This is a genomic window from Peribacillus sp. Bi134 (genome assembly GCF_918698065.1).
Classification (GTDB): domain Bacteria; phylum Bacillota; class Bacilli; order Bacillales; family DSM-1321; genus Peribacillus.
On the sequence record NZ_CAKKLN010000001.1, the window covers coordinates 440633 to 461337 of the forward strand.

General features: G+C 39.9%; 16 protein-coding genes. 13 read left to right on the plus strand and 3 right to left on the minus strand.

Features of this window, described 5'->3' with window-relative positions; all coding sequences use genetic code 11:
* The first annotated feature begins 419 nt into the window (after positions 1–419).
* On the plus strand, positions 420–1508 hold the full coding sequence (locus tag LQ188_RS02095; protein ID WP_101225407.1) for a branched-chain amino acid aminotransferase: 1089 nt from the start codon (positions 420–422) through the stop codon (positions 1506–1508).
* Between the two features lie 351 nt (positions 1509–1859).
* On the opposite strand, the gene LQ188_RS02100 is transcribed toward LQ188_RS02095, so the two are convergent.
* Entirely contained in the window at positions 1860–2546 is a 687-nt protein-coding gene (locus LQ188_RS02100) for a LuxR C-terminal-related transcriptional regulator (protein WP_101225406.1), read from the minus strand.
* 137 nt (positions 2547–2683) lie between these two features.
* On the opposite strand from LQ188_RS02100, the gene LQ188_RS02105 reads away from it, so the two are divergent.
* Both LQ188_RS02105 and LQ188_RS02110 read left to right on the plus strand, forming a co-directional pair.
* Positions 2684–3571, plus strand: coding sequence for a R2-like ligand-binding oxidase (locus LQ188_RS02105; protein ID WP_230175892.1), 888 nt, complete (start codon positions 2684–2686; stop codon positions 3569–3571).
* 125 nt (positions 3572–3696) lie between these two features.
* Complete coding sequence (locus LQ188_RS02110) at positions 3697–4908, plus strand: iron-containing alcohol dehydrogenase (RefSeq protein WP_230175893.1); 1212 nt, start codon at positions 3697–3699, stop codon at positions 4906–4908.
* Between the two features lie 122 nt (positions 4909–5030).
* Here LQ188_RS02110 and LQ188_RS02115 read toward each other — a convergent pair whose 3' ends face one another.
* Positions 5031–5285, minus strand: coding sequence for an alpha/beta-type small acid-soluble spore protein (locus tag LQ188_RS02115; RefSeq protein ID WP_230175894.1), 255 nt, complete (start codon positions 5283–5285; stop codon positions 5031–5033).
* Positions 5286–5498: 213 nt separating this feature from the next.
* On the opposite strand from LQ188_RS02115, the gene LQ188_RS02120 reads away from it, so the two are divergent.
* The 8 genes from LQ188_RS02120 to LQ188_RS02155 all read left to right on the plus strand — a co-directional run bounded on the left by LQ188_RS02120 (position 5499) and on the right by LQ188_RS02155 (position 17138).
* Entirely contained in the window at positions 5499–6233 is a 735-nt protein-coding gene (locus tag LQ188_RS02120) for a YqcI/YcgG family protein (protein ID WP_101225402.1), read from the plus strand.
* 163 nt (positions 6234–6396) lie between these two features.
* Positions 6397–7071: an FMN-dependent NADH-azoreductase gene (locus tag LQ188_RS02125; RefSeq protein WP_286141462.1), complete on the plus strand. Its 675-nt coding sequence runs from the start codon at positions 6397–6399 to the stop codon at positions 7069–7071.
* 117 nt (positions 7072–7188) lie between these two features.
* Positions 7189–8985: an oligoendopeptidase F gene (gene pepF, locus LQ188_RS02130; protein ID WP_230175895.1), complete on the plus strand. Its 1797-nt coding sequence runs from the start codon at positions 7189–7191 to the stop codon at positions 8983–8985.
* A gap of 230 nt (positions 8986–9215) precedes the next feature.
* Positions 9216–11462, plus strand: coding sequence for an AAA domain-containing protein (locus LQ188_RS02135; protein WP_101225400.1), 2247 nt, complete (start codon positions 9216–9218; stop codon positions 11460–11462).
* Between the two features lie 287 nt (positions 11463–11749).
* On the plus strand, positions 11750–12748 hold the full coding sequence (locus LQ188_RS02140; RefSeq protein ID WP_230175896.1) for an LLM class flavin-dependent oxidoreductase: 999 nt from the start codon (positions 11750–11752) through the stop codon (positions 12746–12748).
* Between the two features lie 93 nt (positions 12749–12841).
* Positions 12842–13864, plus strand: a complete 1023-nt coding sequence (locus LQ188_RS02145) for an LLM class flavin-dependent oxidoreductase (protein WP_230175897.1) — start codon at positions 12842–12844, stop codon at positions 13862–13864.
* A 92-nt stretch (positions 13865–13956) separates the two neighbouring features.
* Positions 13957–15705: an aminodeoxychorismate synthase component I gene (gene pabB / locus LQ188_RS02150; RefSeq protein WP_230175898.1), complete on the plus strand. Its 1749-nt coding sequence runs from the start codon at positions 13957–13959 to the stop codon at positions 15703–15705.
* A gap of 101 nt (positions 15706–15806) precedes the next feature.
* Positions 15807–17138 (plus strand): D-serine ammonia-lyase, encoded by a 1332-nt coding sequence (locus LQ188_RS02155; protein WP_230176008.1) that lies wholly within the window; start codon positions 15807–15809, stop codon positions 17136–17138.
* A gap of 524 nt (positions 17139–17662) precedes the next feature.
* Here LQ188_RS02155 and LQ188_RS02160 read toward each other — a convergent pair.
* On the minus strand, positions 17663–19054 hold the full coding sequence (locus LQ188_RS02160) for a PLP-dependent aminotransferase family protein (protein ID WP_230175899.1): 1392 nt from the start codon (positions 19052–19054) through the stop codon (positions 17663–17665).
* A gap of 135 nt (positions 19055–19189) precedes the next feature.
* Here LQ188_RS02160 and pdxS point away from each other — a divergent pair, with 135 nt between their 5' ends.
* Together pdxS and pdxT are read left to right on the plus strand one after the other, a co-directional pair.
* Positions 19190–20077 carry a pyridoxal 5'-phosphate synthase lyase subunit PdxS gene (gene pdxS / locus LQ188_RS02165; protein ID WP_230175900.1) on the plus strand — a complete coding sequence of 296 codons (888 nt, stop codon included), beginning with the start codon at positions 19190–19192 and terminating at the stop codon, positions 20075–20077.
* Positions 20078–20081: 4 nt separating this feature from the next.
* Positions 20082–20678, plus strand: coding sequence for a pyridoxal 5'-phosphate synthase glutaminase subunit PdxT (gene pdxT, locus LQ188_RS02170; RefSeq protein WP_290370089.1), 597 nt, complete (start codon positions 20082–20084; stop codon positions 20676–20678).
* Positions 20679–20705 lie beyond the last annotated feature (27 nt).

The window sequence follows — 20705 nt, forward strand, 5'->3', positions numbered from 1 at the left end:
TATACATATAAGGTTTGCAGGTATTAGCTTAGGTGTTTTATTCACGAATCTGCCAAAAGTCTTTTCATTTATCGATTTTCCTGGTTACAAAAAGGGAAACGATTGAATTTACTCTTAAGGTGCGATGAACCAGAATTATTCTCATTGGCTTTATAGTGATTATTTTGATAAAATTAATCTAATATTCAAGACATCTTAGCGTACCACCCGGAATTGATATTTTTAGTGGTTTCAGGAATAATTGATTCTTTTTTCAGGAATCATAGTCTGGAAATCAAAGAAAAACCCATTTATTTTAAAAAATTCCGAAAATTTCGTCTTAAAGGCTTGAACTATGATTCCTTATAGGAGTAAACTAATTAAAGATAGATTTTATGGAAGTGAAATCTTGTAAATTTAATCAACAAGGGGTTTTGGTAATGAAGGAACATGACATGCAAATCACGCTTAGTACAACAAAGAAAGAAAAACCACAAGCGGACCAGCTTGAGTTCGGTAAGCAGTTTACCGATCATATGTTTATTATGGATTACACACAAGGGCAAGGGTGGCATGATCCAAGAATTGTTCCTTATCAACCGCTCTCATTGGAGCCGTCAGCTATGATTTTTCACTATGGTCAATCCGTTTTTGAAGGATTGAAGGCATATGCAACACCAGAGGATGAAATTATCTTATTCCGTCCGGAAAAGAATTTCCAACGCTTAAATAGTTCGAATAGCCGATTATGCATACCGGATGTCGACGTTGATTTCGCGTTGAAGGCCTTAAAGACTTTAATTAGCGTTGATAAGGATTGGGTTCCCCAGGTAGAAGGGACATCTTTATATATCAGGCCATTCATTATAGCTACTGAGCCTTATCTTGGAGTATCTCCATCGAATAAGTATCAGTTCATCATCATCATGTCACCAGTAGGTTCGTATTATAAAGAAGGCATCCATCCAGTTAAAATTGCAGTGGAGTCAGCTTTTACACGTGCAGTTAATGGAGGTACAGGTGAAGCCAAAACGGGCGGTAATTATGCATCGAGCCTAAAAGCCCAGGAAGTATCCGAAAAGATGGGTTATGCCCAAGTTCTTTGGTTAGACGGAGTGGAGAAAAAGTATATCGAAGAAGTTGGAAGCATGAATGTTTTCTTCAAAATTAATGGTGAAATCATCACCCCTGCTTTAAATGGAAGCATCCTTCCGGGTATTACTCGTGATTCCATTATAGAATTGCTGAAACATTGGGGTCTTCCCGTGTCGGAAAGACGCATTTCGATGGAGGAAGTCCATGAAGCCCATAAATTAGGTCACTTGGAAGAGGCCTTTGGAACGGGAACAGCCGCGGTCATATCACCAATTGGTGAATTTTTGTGGAATGGTGAAGAAATGATTGTTCAAAGCGGGGAAACTGGCGAACTTTCCAGAAAGCTTTATGATACACTGACAGGTGTCCAAACAGGTAAAGTCGCAGACGAGTTGAATTGGACTACGAAAGTAGAAGAAAAAGTGACTCAATGAGACTTAAACAAAAGGGGTTCGGAATTTAAAAATTCCGAACCCCTTTTGAAATTCCCTTTGAATTTTGGCCTAAAATTAAGTGTTGAGGCTCAACGAGACCTCCGTGTTTTCGCTGAATAGAATCATGTTTTAGAAAGCATCCTCTCCTCATCACCTCAAATGAAGACTTTAGGCAAAAGGGTTCTATTTAAAAGTTAAAACAAAGTTGATTGGAACGGAGGGTACGAGACGCCTGCGGGAAAAGTGAGTGCCTGGAGAGGAAATCAACGTTCAAATTGTACAAACCGTAAAAAATTCGATTTTATAGAGTTTGTTTACAGTCTGAAACCTTCTTTGAAGGTTTTTTTTGTTTCACATAATCATTTTGTGTCTTATGGCAACAGCGACGGCCTCGGTCCGGTGATTCACTCCCAATTTCCTGATAGCAGAAGAAATATGATCTCTGACTGTAAATTCACTAACGCTCATCTTTGGTGCCATTTGCTTTAATCCCAATCCATTGGCTAAATATTGAAGGACCTCCACTTCACGTTTGCTTAGAAGGTAAGTGGGAGGGGCGGAATCCAATGTCGAACCTACGGCTAATTTTAAATAATGGGAAAGCTTCATTAAATCATTCTTGGTAACAGGCTCGTTAGCGTGAATGGGATCAACCAACACTAAACCGATGGCCATGTCATTCACAATTACCGGAATGATAGCCAATGAAGAGATGGAAAACCTTTTAACGTATTTTGCAGGGATGGAGGATTTCGCATGTTGGATGGTTAAGTATATGGGTTTGTTATGGATGACTGCTTGGTGGATGGGATATATATCATGAATATTTTCTTTAACATTATGTAATGAAAAGGTATCTTCACTCGTACATGCACATATTCCTTCACCCATTCCTGTTAAACATGAGTAACTGAATAAAGAAGCGCGTTGAAATGAAAAAAAATCCACACAGCCCTTTAAGATCATTTGTGCTTTATTTGCCATATCTTTTTGATGGGAAATCTTTTTTACATGATTCATCATAGTTTCCTCAAGCATTCGACTTTATTCCTCCCTACATTTTCAGTGCTAGGATAAATGCTACTAATATCTTACAATATAATGAAAACTCTTACAAATTTAATAAATCCTTGGATACAAAAGTTTAAAGTTCTTAATTTTAAGGAGGCATTACCATGAAAAGAAAGAATTTAACGACCACCAGCCGGAGTTTTAGAGAAGATACCCTGCCATTTAAACTTTATCAAAAGGCCAAAAGATTCGGTATATGGAATCCTCGTGACATTGATTTCAGCCAGGATAAAGAAGATTGGAAGTCATTTACTGATATTGAAAGGCAAGTGTTATTACGGATCATTTCACTTTTTCAGGGCGGGGAAGAAGCGGTGACTTTGGATTTGCTGCCTCTCATTATGACGATAGCCAAAGAAGGCAGGATTGAAGAAGAAATGTACTTAACGACATTTCTGTTCGAGGAAGCGAAGCATATGGAGTTCTTTCGTTATACATTAGATCAGGTTGGTGAAACGGGTGATTTGACAGTTTATCATTCAGATACTTATAAATCGATTTTTTACGAAATATTGCCTGAAGCGATGGAGAAACTTTTATCCGACCAATCCCCTGAAGCATTGGCAGAAGCAGCCACTGTTTATAATATGTTTACCGAGGGTGTTCTTGCAGAAACTGGATATTTCGGTTTTTATCAGACGCTTGAAGCTAATAAAATGATGCCTGGTTTATTAAAAGGCGTGGGTCTTTTGAAGAAGGATGAATCGCGCCATATTGCTTATGGGACCTTCCTGCTGCAACGTATCATCAGTGAACATCCACATATCTTTAAACAGGTTGAAAAGAGAATGGAGCAACTTTCTCCTCTGGCCATCGCGTTAAATACGGAGGGGTATGATCAGTTAGGAAATCCATTTGGCAATGACCAACAAGCTATATTGAATTTTACCATGAAACAATTGACGGTGCGGATGGAGATTTTAGCCAGGGCAAAAGGGAAGGGGATTGAAGAAATCTATCAAAGTAACGAAAAGGAATATGGGGTTTTGTAAAGCCGGTAAAAGATAAAAGCTTACTATTTAGTATGTTTGTTAATGAATGGCCATCAGGAACTCTGAGACAGGGTATAAACAATCCTTATCTAAGAATATAGACTAATATATCTGAGGTGATCTGTATGAACGTAAACGCTCAATCGAATTTTTGGCTAAGGACTTCGGTTTACAGTGGCACTAACACTCGTTCACTCATTCCAAACCTTTTCAATGGTCTCGGGGCCAAAAGGATTCTACTCGTAAGTGATGCGGGCTTGGAAAATGCAGGTGTCGTTAATAAAGTTGCCGAAACTTTTGATCAGGAGAATTTAGGTGCCAGAGCTGAAATAGTTGGACAGTTTCTGGGTGTTACACAAGACGCAGCGAGTGAATGTGTAAATGAAGCATTGAAATATGCACGCGAAGTGAATGCCGATGCCATACTTGCCATCGGTGGAGGGAGTGTCATTGATACCGCAAAGGCATTGAAATTCGGATTATACAAAGGAATTACGGATATTAAAGATGCCATTCCAAGCGGCTATCTGTATGAGGGTTTTCCAAAAGCCCAATCCATGAATATCCCGCATATTTCCGTAGCCACAACAGCAGGAACCGGTTCTGAAGTATCTCCGATAGCAGTCATATATAACGAACATAAAAAAGTAAAAATGAATATATACAATGTTTTTTTAAGTTCGGATGTTGCCATTCTAGATCCTGAGTTAACAGTCGGACTGCCGAGTGACATTACGGCGTTTACTGGTGCAGATGCATTGACACATGCAATGGAAGCGATCGTTTCACCTGCGGCTACATCAATAACCGATGCTTATGCATTTCAGGCCATCCGAGTTATTGATAGAAATTTACAGGGGGCCGTAAAGGACGGAACGAATATTGAGGCCAGAATGGAAATGCTTCATGGAAGCATGATGGGAATCACTGCATTTTGTAGTGCATTGAATGCGATCCCGGTTCATAACTTTGCCCACGCATATGGGGCGTTATTCCGTATTCCTCATGGATTGGCCAATGCTGTGTTATTACCGGTCGTAATGGAATCAACCCCGGATTTATATCTTCCAAAGGCCCATTTGATAGCCGAAGCCTTTAGTGTGAAAATCCATGATGAAGATTCAAAAAGAACCTTAGCGAAAGTGGTGGAAAAGCTCCGTGTTTTCCTATCCGATCTTGGGCTGCCCTCTGACTTCAGCGCCTATGAAATTAACCAATCCGATATGGAAAGAATTCTTAAAGCAGTAAGGACGGATCCAGCTGCCACTAATTACCCGATGTCGGAGGAATTAATAATGTCAGTAGTTTCAAGAGTTTCACCCGTGAGAATTAGTTAATTTTAAAAAAGCCAGCCCGTTAAGGTTGGCTTTTTTATGGTTTAATGCCATCCAACGTGTTAAGTCCAGTTTCTATATATGAGCTTTTAAAGGGGAGCACTACCAAACGGGATCGAATCTTGTTAATGTTTTTTCCCTAAGTTTTCCTGTGCCATCTTTACAAGTTCCTTGACCATGCCTCCGCCTAATTTTCCGCCTATTTTTCCATTCTGCTTGGATGTCAGTTCACCGTTATAGTCTTTTTTCAGTGGTGCGCCAATTTCCTTTGCCACTTCAAACTTTGCTTCTTCGGGATTCTTTGTACCAGCAACTTTTGCTTTTAAATCATCTAGTCCTTTTCTCGCTTCAGATACTAGAATTTTCCTTCTCCTTGCCATTAAGCACCACTCCTATTTTTTTCTTAGGTTATCCTATTGTAAAGAAAATGATTAACATGCAGATCGAATGTTTTTTAATTGAATTCCGATGAACCTGGAGGAAGTCATAATCCCTTAAATAAAGAAGTAATTATATAGGGTGCACAGGTCCGTAGAAGTTTTAGTTTATTTAAAGCGGGTAACATATAATAAAACGATTTAAGGAGAAAAATAATGCTGACTGCTAATTCAAGTTTGTTAACAAAAGAAGATATGACAAATCCCGATCGAGTGCCGCAATGGCTAATTAAGGAATATCAAACATTCCATAATACAGTGACCGATAAAACCTTTCCTTGTTATTTTGGTATGAAAGCTGAAAATAAAGGGGAACTTCGGTATGCTTATATCACACAGAAAGATTGGTCCAATCTCCCAAAAGCAGTGGAAAGTTTTCTTGATTTATTTCAGGAACCACCATATATCAGGCACGGTCTTTTCGTCTTTATGGAGCCTGAATCAATAGAGGGTGATATAGAATTTTACCGTAAAAGGTTTTGGGATATCCTGCAATACTTACATAAAGCGGATGAAAAGCCTTGGCCAATTGAAAAGCCGAAAGATCCCGAGCATTATTTATGGGACTATCATTTTGCAGGGGAACCAATCTTTGTCTTTGGTAATGCACCTGCTTATAAACAGCGTAAAACGCGTGATTTAGGAAATAGCCTTGTACTTGGATTCCAACCCAGGATGATCTTTGAGGGCTTGGAGGGAACGGAAAAAGGGGGAATCATGTCACGTGAAAAGGTTCGTGAACGAGTGGAGAAGTGGGATAACCTTCCTAAACATCCGGATATCAGTCACTTTGGAGATGTAAATCATAATGAATGGAAACAATTTTTCATAGGGGATGATATAGAACCGATAAAAGGTAAGTGCCCCTTCCATCATAAAGAGTTAACTTAACCGAGGGCAAATTGCTCTCGGTTTTTTTCGCGTCCTGCTTATAAAGCCTCGGGATAAAAAAATAAAAGCGCGCAAAATAAAAAACATATTTCTTGCCTTATAAGATTTTCAGATTTATAATGTGAAAGTAGCAATTGCAGTTAATTCGAGATATTTGGATTAAATGCTATTTTTAAAAAAACATACAATAATAACAATTGGGGGAACAAAAATGTCTAAAGTATTATTTGTTAAATCAAATGACCGTCCAGCGGATCAAGCAATCAGTGTCAAAATGTATGAAACGTTTTTGAACACATATAAGGAAGCAAATAGTAACGATGAAATAACTGAATTGGATTTATTTAAACTGAACTTACCTTACTACGGAAATACAGCGATTACTGCCCTATATAAACGCAACCAAGGCATGGAATTGACTGAAGAAGAAGTGGAGATTGCCGATATCGTGCAACAATACTTGAATCAATTCCTTGCAGCCGACAAAGTGGTATTTGCCTTCCCGCTATGGAACGCAACGGTTCCGGCACCATTGGTAACTTATATCTCTTATCTTGCTCAAGCTGGAACAACATTCAAATATACAGCTGAAGGCCCAGTCGGTTTAGCTGGTGGTAAAAAAGTGGCTTTACTTAATGCACGCGGATCAGATTATGCATTGCCTGGAATGGATGCTGCTGAAATGGCAGAGAAATACGTAACGATGAATTTAAACTTATGGGGCATAACAAACCCAGAAACAGTTGTAATCGAAGGACATAATCAATATCCAGATCGCTCACAGGATATCGTTGCAGAAGGATTGGCGAAAGTTGCTGAAACTGCAGCAAAATTCTAATTGTAAAAAGAAAAACCAGTATGTATTTTTAGCATACTGGTTTTTCTATGCAGATTTTTCTGAAAGTCGATTATAATAAAGGGTAAGCTATAAAGGATGAAAGGAAGTGCAGATAATATGCAAACGTTTAAATCACGTGACGAAATAAAAATAGAAGAAACATGGAACTTAGAGGATATTTACGATGATCAAACTATCTGGGAAAAGGATTATCAAGAAGTCCTGAAGATGGCAGAAAAATTAAAAACTTATGATGGTCGGATTCAGTCAGCTCAAGATTTGTTCGATTATTTACGATTAAGTGAAGAACTTGGGTACATTTATAACAAGCTATATGTATTTGCCATGCTGCAAGCTGATTTGGATACTCGGGTAACCTCATCACAAGCATTATTGGATCGGGCTGGTAAGTTAGGGCAGAAAATCAGTAATGCTTCTGCATTTTTCATGCCGTTTCTTTTGAGCCTGGAAGAACACACATTAAAAGGGTACATAAATGAAATCGAGGGTTTGAAATATTTTGAGGAGGATTTACTTGATTCCTTCCGCTATAAAGCCCATGTGTTAACGAAAGAACAAGAAGAGGTGCTTTCCCAAATAGGCGAAGCCTTTTCAGCACCTCAAAAAACGTTCGGGATGATAAACAATGCTGATATAAAATTTGGGGAAGTTACGAATGAAGACGGCGAGAGGGTAGAGCTGACAAGGGGAATGTATTCCAAATTGATTGAAGACGATGATCGCGATAAAAGAAAAGAGGCTTATTTCGCCTATTATCAGCCATATGTACAATTGAAGAATACAATCGCTTCCACACTTTCCACTGCAATCAAGAATAATGTGAATCTTTCAAAACTAAGAAATTATCCATCAGCCTTGGAAAAATCTCTATTTGGAGATCAAGTTCCAAAAGAGGTTTATGATAATTTGATTATGTCTACTAAACAAAATATCGGGCCCATGCATAAATATATTCATTTAAGAAAAAAATTGCTTGGTGTAGAGGAATTGCGTGCCTATGATTTAAGTGTGCCATTAGTCGAAGGCGCTAAAGAGGAGATTTCTTACGATGATGGTTTTTCTTTGATGGTTGAAGCACTAAAACCTCTTGGCGAAGAATATATCACAATCCTGAAAACCTTTAAGGAAAAAAGATATATCGACGTAAGGGAAACACCTGGAAAACGGTCAGGTGCTTACAATTTAGGACTTTATGGTGTTCATCCTTTCATTTTATTAAATCACCGTGATGATTTAGACAGTGTGTTTACACTTGCGCATGAATCTGGACATGGAATGCATTCATACTATAGTTCAAAATATCAACCGCAAATAAGTGCTGGGTATTCCATTTTTGTCGCTGAAGTTGCTTCCACTGTGAATGAAATCCTTTTGATTCGCCATTTGATTAAGACTACAAAAGACGTGCAGAAGAAAAAACACTTACTTAACCATTTCATAGATAGTTTTAAAGGAACATTCTTCACACAGGTGATGTTTGCGGAGTTCGAAAAGGTCGTACATGAAAAAGCTGAAAATGATGAACCTCTAAATGCCGAGGTTTTTAATACAGCCTATGAATCAATATTTCGTGCTTATAATGGAGATGAAATAATTTTCGATGAAGAAGTGAAGTATGGCTGGTCACGTATCCCACACTTTTATCGTCCATTTTATGTCTACAAATATGCTACTGGTTACGTTTCAGCCATCACCATCGCTGATAAAATCCTCTCAGGGGACCAAAAAACACTTGAAAGTTATTTGACCTTCTTGAAAAGCGGGAGTTCCGATTTCCCATTGGAGCTGCTTAAGAAAACAGGCGTAGATTTAACTAAACCTGATCCAATCGAAAACGCAATGAAGATTTTCAGCGATCTTGTCGACCAATTCACTGAGTTGACAGAAGGCTAATCTAAACCATTTCTTCCAAAAGAGCCCATGGTATGATTTTATAAAAAATGCTATAGTTAAAACATTGGCGTAGGAGAGGCCCAATCTATTGATTGGGCCTTATTTTATATGCTTAAGAAACAGGTATCGCGCAAAAAGTCTTGGTAACAGCGTTATTTCCTACTTCGGAGCCTAGCCAATGGGCCAGTTTCTTTGTACTTCAATGGCATATTTTGTGAGGAAAGTGAAAAATGAATTCGACAGTTAATTATATAAAAGAATGGCAGCAGGCGCTTCAACTTGAAATCCTGCATTTGAAAAAATATGGCAGCACAAAATACCTGATTTCGAACGGCCATCTGCTTACAGGTGGCGATTCTTTCAACTATTATTTCGAAACAGGTTCATCGATAAAAATCCCTGTCGGTTCCCTCGTTCGACTGGAATGGGGAGGGATTAAGCAAGAGGGGAGAATCCTCTCATCGGAAGGAAAAAGTATAATCATTGTTTTTGATCGCTCGCTAGGCGATATGATCGATGAAGCCTTTTTATACCACGATCCTTGGGAATTGCTTGAGCAATTGATCATCCGCCTGGATGAAATCAAGAGAAGCAAAAGGAAAAGGCTTCGGATCAAGCGCCTGATGGATCCGTCCATGCCGCAAAAACATCCTTTAATTGAAAAACAAAGCAGCGTAAAAGAATTATATGCCCGCTCGAAATTCAACCCTGTCACTTTTGTTTGGGGACCCCCTGGAACAGGAAAAACCTATACATTGGCTCGTACAGTAGCCAATCATTATTTACAGGATAAAAAAGTTCTGGTTTTGTCCCATAGCAACCAGGCTGTCGATGTTTTGATGGCTGAAATTTCGTCATTCATTAAAAAGAAAGATCGTTTCAAAGAAGGCGATGTGCTTCGCTATGGATCTCAAATCGGTGAATCACTAGCCATCCATGATGATATTGTTACAGGGCAATTATTAGGTAAACATGAACCGACATTAGTTAAAGAAAAAGAAGAGCTTGGCGAAGAGAAACGTCTGTTAAAGCATGACTTGGCAGGGTCCTTCAGTAAAAGGGATACAGATCAATTAATTGAGATAGAGAAAAAGCTGGCCAAAGTCTTGGAGAAAATCCGCCAAAAAGAGATTCAATTCGTAAAAGAAGCAAAAGTCATCGGAACGACCTTGGCTAAAGCCGCAAATGATGAAACGGTTTATCAAAAGGAGTATGATCTGGTCATTTTGGACGAAGCGAGTATGGCATACGTACCTCAGGTGGCTTTTGCTGCAGCGTTAGCCAAGCATATTATCGTTTGTGGTGATTTCAAACAATTGCCACCTATTGCTTCGGCTCGTGATTCCCTAGTGAAACTTTGGCTGAAGGAAGACATTTTTCATCGCGCTGGTGTGGCCCAGTCTGTTGAAGAAGGAGAACTTCATCCCCATTTATTCCTATTAAAGGAACAGCGCCGCATGCATCCGGATATTTCAGCATTCACTAATCGTGTCGTCTATAACAATTTTGTTGGCGATCATAAAAGTGTTGCGACCAGCAGGGAGGGAATAATGCTGGCGGAACCATTTGCCAATAAGGCAGCGGCACTGCTCGATACTAGCTTAGCAGGGGAATATTGCATCACTGAACGGACATCCCACTCGAGAATGAATATATGGCAATTGCTTTTATCTTTTCAACTGATTCATGAAGCTTATGTGGGCGGGGCAAGGTCAATCGGTTATGTCGCCCCATATCGTGCCCAGGCAGATTTGATGGAAAAACTATTGGATGACTTATATGACAAAGAACGGCAAACGGCGGATATCATCGCTGCAACTGTACACCGTTTCCAGGGAAGTGAACGGGAGATGATGATTTTTGACACAGTTGATAGTTATCCGCAAAACAGGGCTGGAATGTTATTGACAGGGAGAGAAAGTGAAAGGCTCATTAACGTGGCCATAACCAGGACTAAGGGTAAGTTCGTACATGTATGTGACACTTCATTTGTTAACAAACACGTTTATCGCAGCAAAACACTTCGTCAGCTTGTCGATCATCAAATTCAAAATGATCAGATTGTATCAAAGAAAGACATTGGAAAATGGGTTAAACATCAGCATCCGAAATTACAATGGATGCATGCCCGTAAATTGGGGGACTTTCAGGAAGATATTGAATCAACAAAACTAGAGATGGTTTTTGCTGTTCCGGATTTGAACAGTTTGTCAGAAGAATGGCAGCAATATTTAATGAAACGAAACCCTGCAGTGAAATTGACGATCATTTCAGCAAAAAGAAACCCTGATATCCACTCTGATCAATTTATTTGTTCACCTGTTTCCTTTTCGTTTATCATCTTGGATAAACGAGTTGTCTGGCTAGGGTTGCCCGTAGAGTCCAATAATCGGGTCCAGCCTCCATATATAGCGGCTCGTTTGGATTCAAAAATCATGGCAGATGAATTACTATCTCAATTCAAAAAAAGTGAATAGCTCGGAAAAGACCCTTAATAAGGGCTTTTCTTCATTTACATATATATACTTAAAAAGACCTCGATAGAATAAAGTGACAAGTCCTTGATCTACCTGCCGCCAATAATATATTAAAGCAAACACCTCGTTAGAATATATGATAGCTCCATACTCCCCAATTTGAATTCAACTCCTTATATTTTTTGCTAAAGGCTGCAAACTAAAATAACAAAGCAAGCATTTCAGGGGACTTTCGAATAGTTATGATTTACCATTAAGCTACGAAAGACAAGAAAGGAGGTAACAAAATGAAACTTAGCATTTTGGATCAATCACCAATTGCATCAGGACAATCAGCACAAGAAGCCTTGCAAGCTTCACTGCAACTCGCACAAGAAGGAGATAGACTTGGTTATAGCAGAATCTGGTTAACTGAACATCATGATCTCCCGGGATTGGCATGTTCCGTTCCAGAGGTTTTGATAAGCTATATTGGTGCACAAACAAAAAATATCCGGATTGGTTCAGGGGCAGTGCTGCTTCCACATTATAAGCCATACCGTATAGCAGAGACTTATAATATGCTAGCTACTCTTTTTCCTGGCCGGATTGATATGGGAATCGGGCGTGCTCCTGGTGGATCTGCCGAAGCAACGATGGCATTATCCGATAATTTTCTGCAGAATGTTTACAAAATGCCTGAACTAGTTCAAGAACTGTTGAATTTTCTAAAAGATGAATTTCCGAATGAACATCCATTTTCAAATGTCTCTGCTGCTCCTATCCCAAAGGTGCCGCCTGAACCATGGATTTTGGGAACAAGCGGGAAAAGTGCAAAACTTGCGGCTGAGAATGGAACTGCATACGCATTTGGTGAATTCATGAGTGAAAATGATGGAGTTCAAAGCTTTCATCAGTACCGTGAACACTTTCAAACAAAAGGGTTTGTTAAAGAACCTAAAACTATTGTTACAGTTTCGGCCATTTGCGCAGAAACGGAGGAACATGCGAAAGAAATCGCCCTTAGCAACATACTATGGAAAATTCAAAGTGGACATGGTGAAAGAAAGCAGGTTCCAAGCATAGAAGAGGTAAGGAACCATGATTGGACTGAAAAAGAAAAAGCACTGATGGAAACCATGCATGAAAAACTGATTTTTGGTACCCCTTCACAAGTAAGGTATCGTCTTTTGGAGATTCAGGAGAAATATCAAGCAGATGAAATCATGCTGATAACCATCACTCATAAGTTGGAGGATAGGCTTAATTCGTTTCGTTTGATTGCCAAGGAAATTCTTAACAGTTAACTCCTTCGAGCATTTTGTGTGCATTTTGTGTGCATTTTCTATATGATGGCTTTGCGTCCAATTTATCATAATTGAAAGAAAGAAGATGAAGATATGAATGCTGATCAACATGCAAAAAAACTTAGCGACATTTCTTTTTCCGTTCTGGACCTAGCTTCTATTGTTGAAGGTGGTACAGTTTCGGGAGCTTTTAAAAATACAGTAGAATTAGCCAAGCATGTGGAGCAATGGAATTATAATCGTTTCTGGGTTGCAGAACACCATAGCATGCCAGGAATCGCAAGCTCTGCAACGTCAGTGCTTATAGGCTATGTGGCAGGAAAGACGGAAAGAATTCGTGTCGGTTCTGGAGGCATTATGCTGCCGAATCATGCACCGCTCGTTATCGCAGAACAATTTGGTACATTGGAAGCAATGTATCCTGGTAGAATAGATTTAGGACTGGGCCGTGCACCGGGAAGCGACCAATATACAGCCATGGCACTCAGGGGTGATGTACGTAATAACGGTCAGGATTTTCCTGAACAATTGGCGCAGCTCCGTAGTTATTTAGATGCGGATTCCAAACATAACCGTGTTCGCGCCATCCCTGGCGAAGGACAGGATATTCCGATTTGGCTGCTTGGTTCAAGCGGCTTCAGTGCAGCATTATCAGCACAGCTGGGATTGCCATTTTCATTTGCAAGCCATTTTTCCCCAGAAAATACTCAACCAGCTTTAGCCCGTTACCGCAATAATTTCCAACCATCCGACGTTCTTGATAAACCTTATGTCATGGTTGGTGTCAATGTATTTGCAGCTGATACTACAGAAGAAGCGCAAAGGATTGCTACTTCTTATCAACAGCAGTTCTTGAATTTAATACGTAACACGCCCGGTCAACTTGCTCCTCCAGTTGATACAATGGAAGGCCTTTGGACAGAATATGAAAAGGCCATTGTCATGAAGCAGTTGAACGCCTCCATCATAGGAAATCCAAAAGAGGTAAAAGAGCAGTTGCAGGCATTTTTAAATGAAACACAGGCGGACGAAATGATTATAAACTCTGCCATTTATGATCAGGATGCACGCCTTCGTTCTTATGAAATCATTGCAGAAGTTACTGGAATGAAATAAGTGTCAAAGAATGAGCTTGCAGATTCCGTGTCTGCAAGCTTTTTTATAAAATACATACCGATTTACTTCATAAACAAAGTCAGGAGAGAAGAATGAAACGAGAAGATCCTTTATCCTTAATATTTCACTTCACAGATAAACAAGGTGACAGCAGGCCTCTATATTTTATGAACCCGAAAAAAGTGTTCACCGCCCATACAATTGAGGATGTCATTCCCCAATTCCAAAAAGTCCAGGAAGCGATAGAACAGGGGCATTATGCAGCGGGATACGTTTCCTATGAAGCGGCACCTGCTTTTGAAAAATCTTTTAAAGTAAAAGATGGAGCCAAAATGCCATTATTATGGTTCGGGATTTTCGATAAACCTGAAGAAGAATTACCTGAAAAAATGACAGGGGCTTTTAATTTAGCTGAATGGCAATCAGAAACGGACTCACATAACTATCATTCCGGGTTTCAAAGGATAAAATCGGAAATCGAGAAAGGCAATACATATCAAGTCAATTACACGATGCGTTTACAATCCAGGTTCGAAGGAGATGACTTCGCTTTCTTTGATCGCTTGAAGAGAGCTCAACGCTCAAACTATAGTGCATATTTGAATGTGGGGACACATCGAATCCTATCGGCTTCACCCGAATTGTTTTTCCGTTGGGAAGATGGTCAGCTGATTACTCGGCCAATGAAGGGAACGGTAAAGCGGGGAACGACACTGAAAGTGGATCAGCTTAATGCAGACTGGTTAGCAGCCTCGGAAAAGAATCAAGCTGAAAACTACATGATTGTTGACCTGCTCAGAAATGATTTGGGAATGATTGCAGAACCAGGAAGCGTCAAGGTTCCACAGCTAAAGGCAATTGAAAAATATCCGACTGTTTGGCAAATGACATCCACGATTACGGCCGATACGAATCCAGGAACAACAATCATTGATATATTCAAGGCCCTTTTCCCTTGTGGATCGATAACAGGGGCACCTAAAATTAAAACGATGGAAATCATCGCTGATATCGAGAATTCACCACGTGATGTTTATTGCGGTGCAATCGGGTTCATCACACCTGAATCCGAAGCAATCTTTAATGTGCCGATTCGTACGGTCGTGATCGATAACGAAACTGGGAAAGCCGAGTATGGGGTAGGCGGGGGAATCACTTGGGATTCCGAGCTATCGGAAGAATATGACGAAGCGTTTTTAAAAGCCAAATTATTGACGGTGGAAAGGCCAGCTTACAAACTATTGGAATCGATGAAGCTCAGCGATGGCGAATATTATTTGTTGACTGATCATATCGATCGGATGAAACAATCCGCTGATTACTTCGATTACCGGTTCCCTGAATTGAATCTTAGAGATCAACTCCAAAAGTATGCGGATATGAATCAAGGGACGTTACAAAAGGTGAGGGTATTACTTCATGAAAATGGTGAAATTGAAGTCTCTGGACAAGCAATCAAGCCCCTTGATTCAGAATTTATGGCCATCTTGGCTGAAACTCCAATATCAAGCGCAAATCCATTTCTATTTCATAAGACCACCAATCGTGATGTATATGAAGGCTTTCAAATGAATAATCCTGACTTCCATGATGTTTTGCTTTGGAATGAAGAAGGATTCATAACGGAATTCACGAACGGAAATGTAGTGGTGAAGATAAATGGTGACCTCTATACCCCTCCGGTGGAAGCAGGTCTGCTTGCTGGAACATTTCGTCAAGACCTGATCAGGAAGAAGGAGATCAAGGAAAAACCCATTTCAAAAGCTGACCTTAATAACGCTGAGGAAATTTGGTTTATTAATAGTGTGCGTGGGAAATTAAAAGTGAATTTGACTTTCTAAGCTGATTATTCGTAAAAAAGTGAAAATTGTAATCTTTATTGCTGTTTGTTGAGTTATAGTAGATGATGAAAACTACATTTCCGGGAGGGACTGCTGTGGAGATGCATAAAATCGCAGGCTTATCGATCATGGATTGGAAAGCGAAGGATCCTATACTTAATAATGTAATAAAGATGAACGAAGTCTTCTGGACGAATCCAGATTACGGTAACAAGCAAGAAAACCCAATCGTCCAAGCTGAACAAGTTAAATCTGCTGAAGAAAGATTAAATAGATTTGCCGATTATATAATTAAAGCCTTTCCAGAAACCGAACCACTGGAGGGGATCATTGAATCACCACTAGTCGAGATTCCTTCCATGCAAAAAAACTTGGAAAAATCCTATGGAACTAAAATGGCTGGGAATCTTTTGCTAAAATGTGACAGTCATTTACCAATATCAGGTTCCATCAAGGCTCGCGGAGGTATTTATGAGGTCTTAAAACGTGCTGAGGAAATAGCAATGAAGCATGGTGGATTAAAACGGACTGATAATTATGGGATACTTGCAAGTGATGAATACAAAGAGCTTTTTTCAAAATATTCGATTGCAGTCGGTTCAACCGGCAATTTAGGAATGAGTATTGGAATAATAAGCGCTAAGCTGGGATTCAAAGTAACGGTCCATATGTCGGCAGATGCCAAACAGTGGAAAAAGGATAAATTAACAAGTCTTGGAGTCATTGTAAAGGAATATGATGATGATTATAGTAAAGCTGTAGAAGAAGGCCGTAATGAAGCATTACTTGATCCCGATTGCCATTTTATTGATGATGAAAATTCAATGGATCTACTGCTAGGTTATGCGACAGCTGCAACGCGCCTGAAGAAACAACTGAAAGATATGTCCATACCAGTAGACGAAGATCACCCTTTGTTTGTGTACTTGCCATGCGGAGTCGGCGGCGGGCCCGGTGGTATTACATATGGGCTCAAGCTAGCCTTTGAAGATAATGTACATTGTTTTTTTGCAGAGCCGACACATTCACCATGCATGACGCTCGGATTGATGACAGGCCTTCATGACAAAATCTCGGTGCAGGACTTTGGCATCGATAATAAGACGGAAGCTGATGGTCTTGCTGTCGGAAGGCCTTCAGCATTGGTTTCCCGTATGATGACGACCATGTTAAGCGGTAGCTATACCATAGAGGATAAAAGGTTATTCGATCTGCTCAGGGGAATGGCAGAGACGGAAGGTCATTATTTAGAGCCATCTGCCCTCGCAGGAGCATTCGGTCCGATACAACTTTTTAAAGCTGCAGAAGGAAAGAAATATCTCATGGACCAAAAACTGGTGGATAAAATGAACCAGTCCACACATATCATCTGGGCGACCGGCGGGAGCATGGTACCAAAGGATATGATGGAACAGTATTTATCTAAAAGTTAAAGATTCACTAGAGTTAATTAATCAGACTGTAGACAAACTCGAATAAAAGCGAGTTTGCCTGCAGTTTTTTTAGCCAAAGCAGTTTATTCGACCGATCAGGTAGTTTATTCGACCTACACCGTGCATTATTCGACCTACACGCAATATATTCGACCGATCACGCAGTTTATTCGACCTACACCGCAGTTATTCAACCTACACCGTGCATTATTCGACCTACACCGTGCTGTATTCGACCTACACGCAATTTATTCGACCTACACCGCAGTTTATTCGACCTACACCACAATTTATTCGACCTACACCACACATTATTCGACCGTCAACGCATTTTGCGGTCCCCGAGCCTTCCTGCCCAGCCTCCTCGCGGCTAACCAGTCATTCGGCAAGAGTGCAATCCATTATGGTTTCATTCCAAATAAAAGTCTTGTTTAAAATCATGAAAGGAACCAGAATGAGACCTTTCCGAATCCCATTTTATCGACAAGCTTAAAGAAGCTCACGAAAGTGAGCTTCTTTTTTCTTTATAAACCCCATGAGTTCAATAAAAGGTGAATGGCTTTTTCCAATTCGGATTCAGGGATCCCTGCAAAGCCCAATATAATTTTTGGAGGATGTTCGTCAATTTTCTCGATTGAATATGTTGATAATCCATAAATTTTAATATGGTCTTCGTTTGCCTTTTGAATAAGTGTCTGTTCATCCATGCCGTTCTTAACGATGAGGACTATATGCAATCCTGACCGCTCTCCAATGATTTTTATTTGTTGATGGGGTTTAAATAGATCAATCACTTTATCCAACTTCCGACGGTACACTTTCCTCATCCGATTTAAATGCTTTTCAAAATCCCCTTCCTTCATGAACTGTGTCAACACATGCTGATCAATCCGTGAAACGGTTGAATGGTAAAAAGATAATTCCTGTTGATGCATTTGTAACAATGGAGCGGGAAGAACCATATAACTGATCCGAATTGATGGCATCAATGATTTTGAAAATGACCCTAAATAAATCACCTTATCACCAGCATCCATACTTTGTAAGGAAGGAATTGTTTTTCCACTATAACGAAATTCACTATCATAATCGTCTTCGATAATATAGCGGTTTGCTGCCCCTTGAGCCCAGTTCAACAATCGCGTCCGTCTGTTAACGGATAGGATTGTCCCATTGGGGAAGTGATGTGAGGGAGTGACATATACAACGTCGATGTTTGAATCTTCAATTTGGTTCACCTTTACGCCTTCTTCATCAATTTGCAGTGGATGGACTTCATTTGGGTAGCTGCGTAAAATCCGATGAATCAAGTGATACCCGGGATCTTCAACACCATAGATGGCATTTTTATCGAATAGAAGGACAAGCTGCTGTAATAAAATTTCCATTCCTGCACCGATGATGATCTGTTCTGGAACACATTGTACACCACGTGCATGATACAAATAATGGGCAATTTCACATCGTAATTCATATTCCCCTTGAGAATCCCCAAGTAATAGAAGATCTTGATGTGATTCATCGATTTTGCTTTTCATGTATTTTCTCCATTTTTCAAATGGGAAATGTTCCGTGTCAATTTGGCTGGGATGAAAATGATATAGCAATTCCCCTTCTTTATGATTGATTTGTTCCACTATTTGGTTAGTTTGTGTATACTCTAAATCCTCGAATGTTTGAATATAGTACCCTTTTCTTGGTATGACTTCAACGTATCCTTCAGCAGTCAATTGTTCATATGCAGTCTCCACAGTATTTTGACTTATTTGAAGGAACTCTGCCAATTTCCGTTTGGAAGGCAGTTTTGTGCCGTAAAGAAGACGGCCATCAATGATTTCTTTTTTAATATATGAATATAATTGTTCGTACAAAGGTACTTCACTTAACCGATTTAAATCGCAAGAAAGCATATTCATTTTGTTGCCACCTTTTTGATAAATTTTTACTGACCCCATTAAATTTATTAAAACTGACACTTTCAATGCGGTCAACTTTTTTTTATACTAAGCCTAACAAATCTAAAAAATGCAAATATTAGGGGGAAGAAAAAAATGGAAAAATTATTAGGAACTGACACAGTAAAAAGAGGAATGGCACAAATGCAAAAAGGTGGCGTGATCATGGACGTCATTAACGCAGAACAAGCAAAAATCGCAGAAGCATCTGGTGCTGTCGCTGTCATGGCATTGGAAAGAGTTCCTTCTGACATCCGTGCGGCTGGCGGCGTAGCAAGAATGGCAGATCCGCGTATTGTCGAGGAAGTAATGAATGCAGTGTCCATCCCGGTCATGGCTAAAGCAAGGATTGGCCATATCGTTGAATCAAGGGTCCTGGAATCAATGGGAGTGGATTATATAGATGAAAGTGAAGTGCTGACTCCTGCGGATGAAGAATATCATATTCTAAAAAGTGATTTCACAGTACCTTTCGTTTGTGGCTGCCGTGATTTAGGCGAAGCTGCGCGACGTATTGGTGAAGGAGCATCAATGCTTCGTACAAAAGGAGAACCAGGAACAGGTAATATTGTGGAAGCTGTGCGTCATATGAGAAAGGTACAGTCACAAATTCGCAAAGTGAGCATCATGAGTGATGATGAATTAATGACAGAAGCAAAAAATCTTGGAGCCCCTTTTGAAATTTTAAGAGAAATCAAACGCACAGGTAAATTGCCTGTAGTTAACTTTGCAGCCGGCGGAATTGCCACTCCAGCAGATGCTGCATTGATGATGGAATTGGGAGCAGATGGCGTTTTCGTTGGGTCTGGTATTTTTAAATCTGAAACTCCAGAAAAATTCGCCTCCGCAATCGTTCAAGCGACTACATATTTCACGGATTATGAATTGATTGGCCGGTTGTCCAAAGAGTTAGGAAGTGCAATGAAAGGAATTGATATTTCCAAACTAGCTCCGGCAGAACGGATGCAGGAACGTGGATGGTAATATGATAACTATCGGTGTTTTGGGATTACAGGGAGCGGTTGAAGAACACTTGAATCAAATCAAAGCTGCCGGCGAACAAGCAGTTATAGTAAAAAAGCCGGAGCAGTTGCTTGAAATCGATGGTTTGATCATTCCGGGCGGAGAAAGCACGACGATGAGGAAGCTAATGGATCGTTATGGATTTATGGAACCGGTCAAAACTTTCTTCGAAGATAAAAAGCCAATTTTCGGTACATGTGCTGGGATGGTATTGGCGGCCAATGAATTGACTGGCGATGAGAAGGCCTATCTTGGACTAATGGACATTTCCGTGAAAAGGAACGGATTTGGACGTCAAAAGGATAGTTTCGAGGCTGAACTATCAATCAAAGGAATGGAAACTCCTTATAAGGCAGTTTTCATCCGGGCGCCATTTGCTGATGGAATTGGAGAAGGTGTAGAAGTATTGGCTGTTTATGAAGAGAATGTAGTGGCTGCGAGACAAGACCATGTCATCGTTAGTGCGTTTCATCCAGAATTAACAGGTGATAATCGTTTTATGCAGCTTTTCATTGAAATGGTGAAGACATCCATAAGTAAGGCCGAATTGAAAACCTGTTAAAAAATGAAGCTGTCCTATTAATAGGAC

Bases quoted from the DNA above. Each gene is read 5' to 3' on its own strand.
- LQ188_RS02120 (WP_101225402.1), top strand. From the start codon at position 5,499: ATGCTGACTGCTAATTCAAGTTTGTTAACAAAAGAAGATATGACAAAT.
- LQ188_RS02105 (WP_230175892.1), top strand. From the start codon at position 2,684: ATGAAAAGAAAGAATTTAACGACCACCAGCCGGAGTTTTAGAGAAGAT.
- pabB (WP_230175898.1), top strand. From the start codon at position 13,957: ATGAAACGAGAAGATCCTTTATCCTTAATATTTCACTTCACAGATAAA.
- LQ188_RS02135 (WP_101225400.1), top strand. From the start codon at position 9,216: ATGAATTCGACAGTTAATTATATAAAAGAATGGCAGCAGGCGCTTCAA.
- LQ188_RS02100 (WP_101225406.1), bottom strand. From the start codon at position 2,546: ATGCTTGAGGAAACTATGATGAATCATGTAAAAAAGATTTCCCATCAA.
- LQ188_RS02115 (WP_230175894.1), bottom strand. From the start codon at position 5,285: ATGGCAAGGAGAAGGAAAATTCTAGTATCTGAAGCGAGAAAAGGACTA.
- LQ188_RS02140 (WP_230175896.1), top strand. From the start codon at position 11,750: ATGAAACTTAGCATTTTGGATCAATCACCAATTGCATCAGGACAATCA.
- LQ188_RS02125 (WP_286141462.1), top strand. From the start codon at position 6,397: ATGCTATTTTTAAAAAAACATACAATAATAACAATTGGGGGAACAAAA.
- LQ188_RS02155 (WP_230176008.1), top strand. From the start codon at position 15,807: ATGCATAAAATCGCAGGCTTATCGATCATGGATTGGAAAGCGAAGGAT.
- LQ188_RS02095 (WP_101225407.1), top strand. From the start codon at position 420: ATGAAGGAACATGACATGCAAATCACGCTTAGTACAACAAAGAAAGAA.
- LQ188_RS02110 (WP_230175893.1), top strand. From the start codon at position 3,697: ATGAACGTAAACGCTCAATCGAATTTTTGGCTAAGGACTTCGGTTTAC.
- pepF (WP_230175895.1), top strand. From the start codon at position 7,189: ATGCAAACGTTTAAATCACGTGACGAAATAAAAATAGAAGAAACATGG.
- LQ188_RS02145 (WP_230175897.1), top strand. From the start codon at position 12,842: ATGAATGCTGATCAACATGCAAAAAAACTTAGCGACATTTCTTTTTCC.
- LQ188_RS02160 (WP_230175899.1), bottom strand. From the start codon at position 19,054: ATGAATATGCTTTCTTGCGATTTAAATCGGTTAAGTGAAGTACCTTTG.
- pdxS (WP_230175900.1), top strand. From the start codon at position 19,190: ATGGAAAAATTATTAGGAACTGACACAGTAAAAAGAGGAATGGCACAA.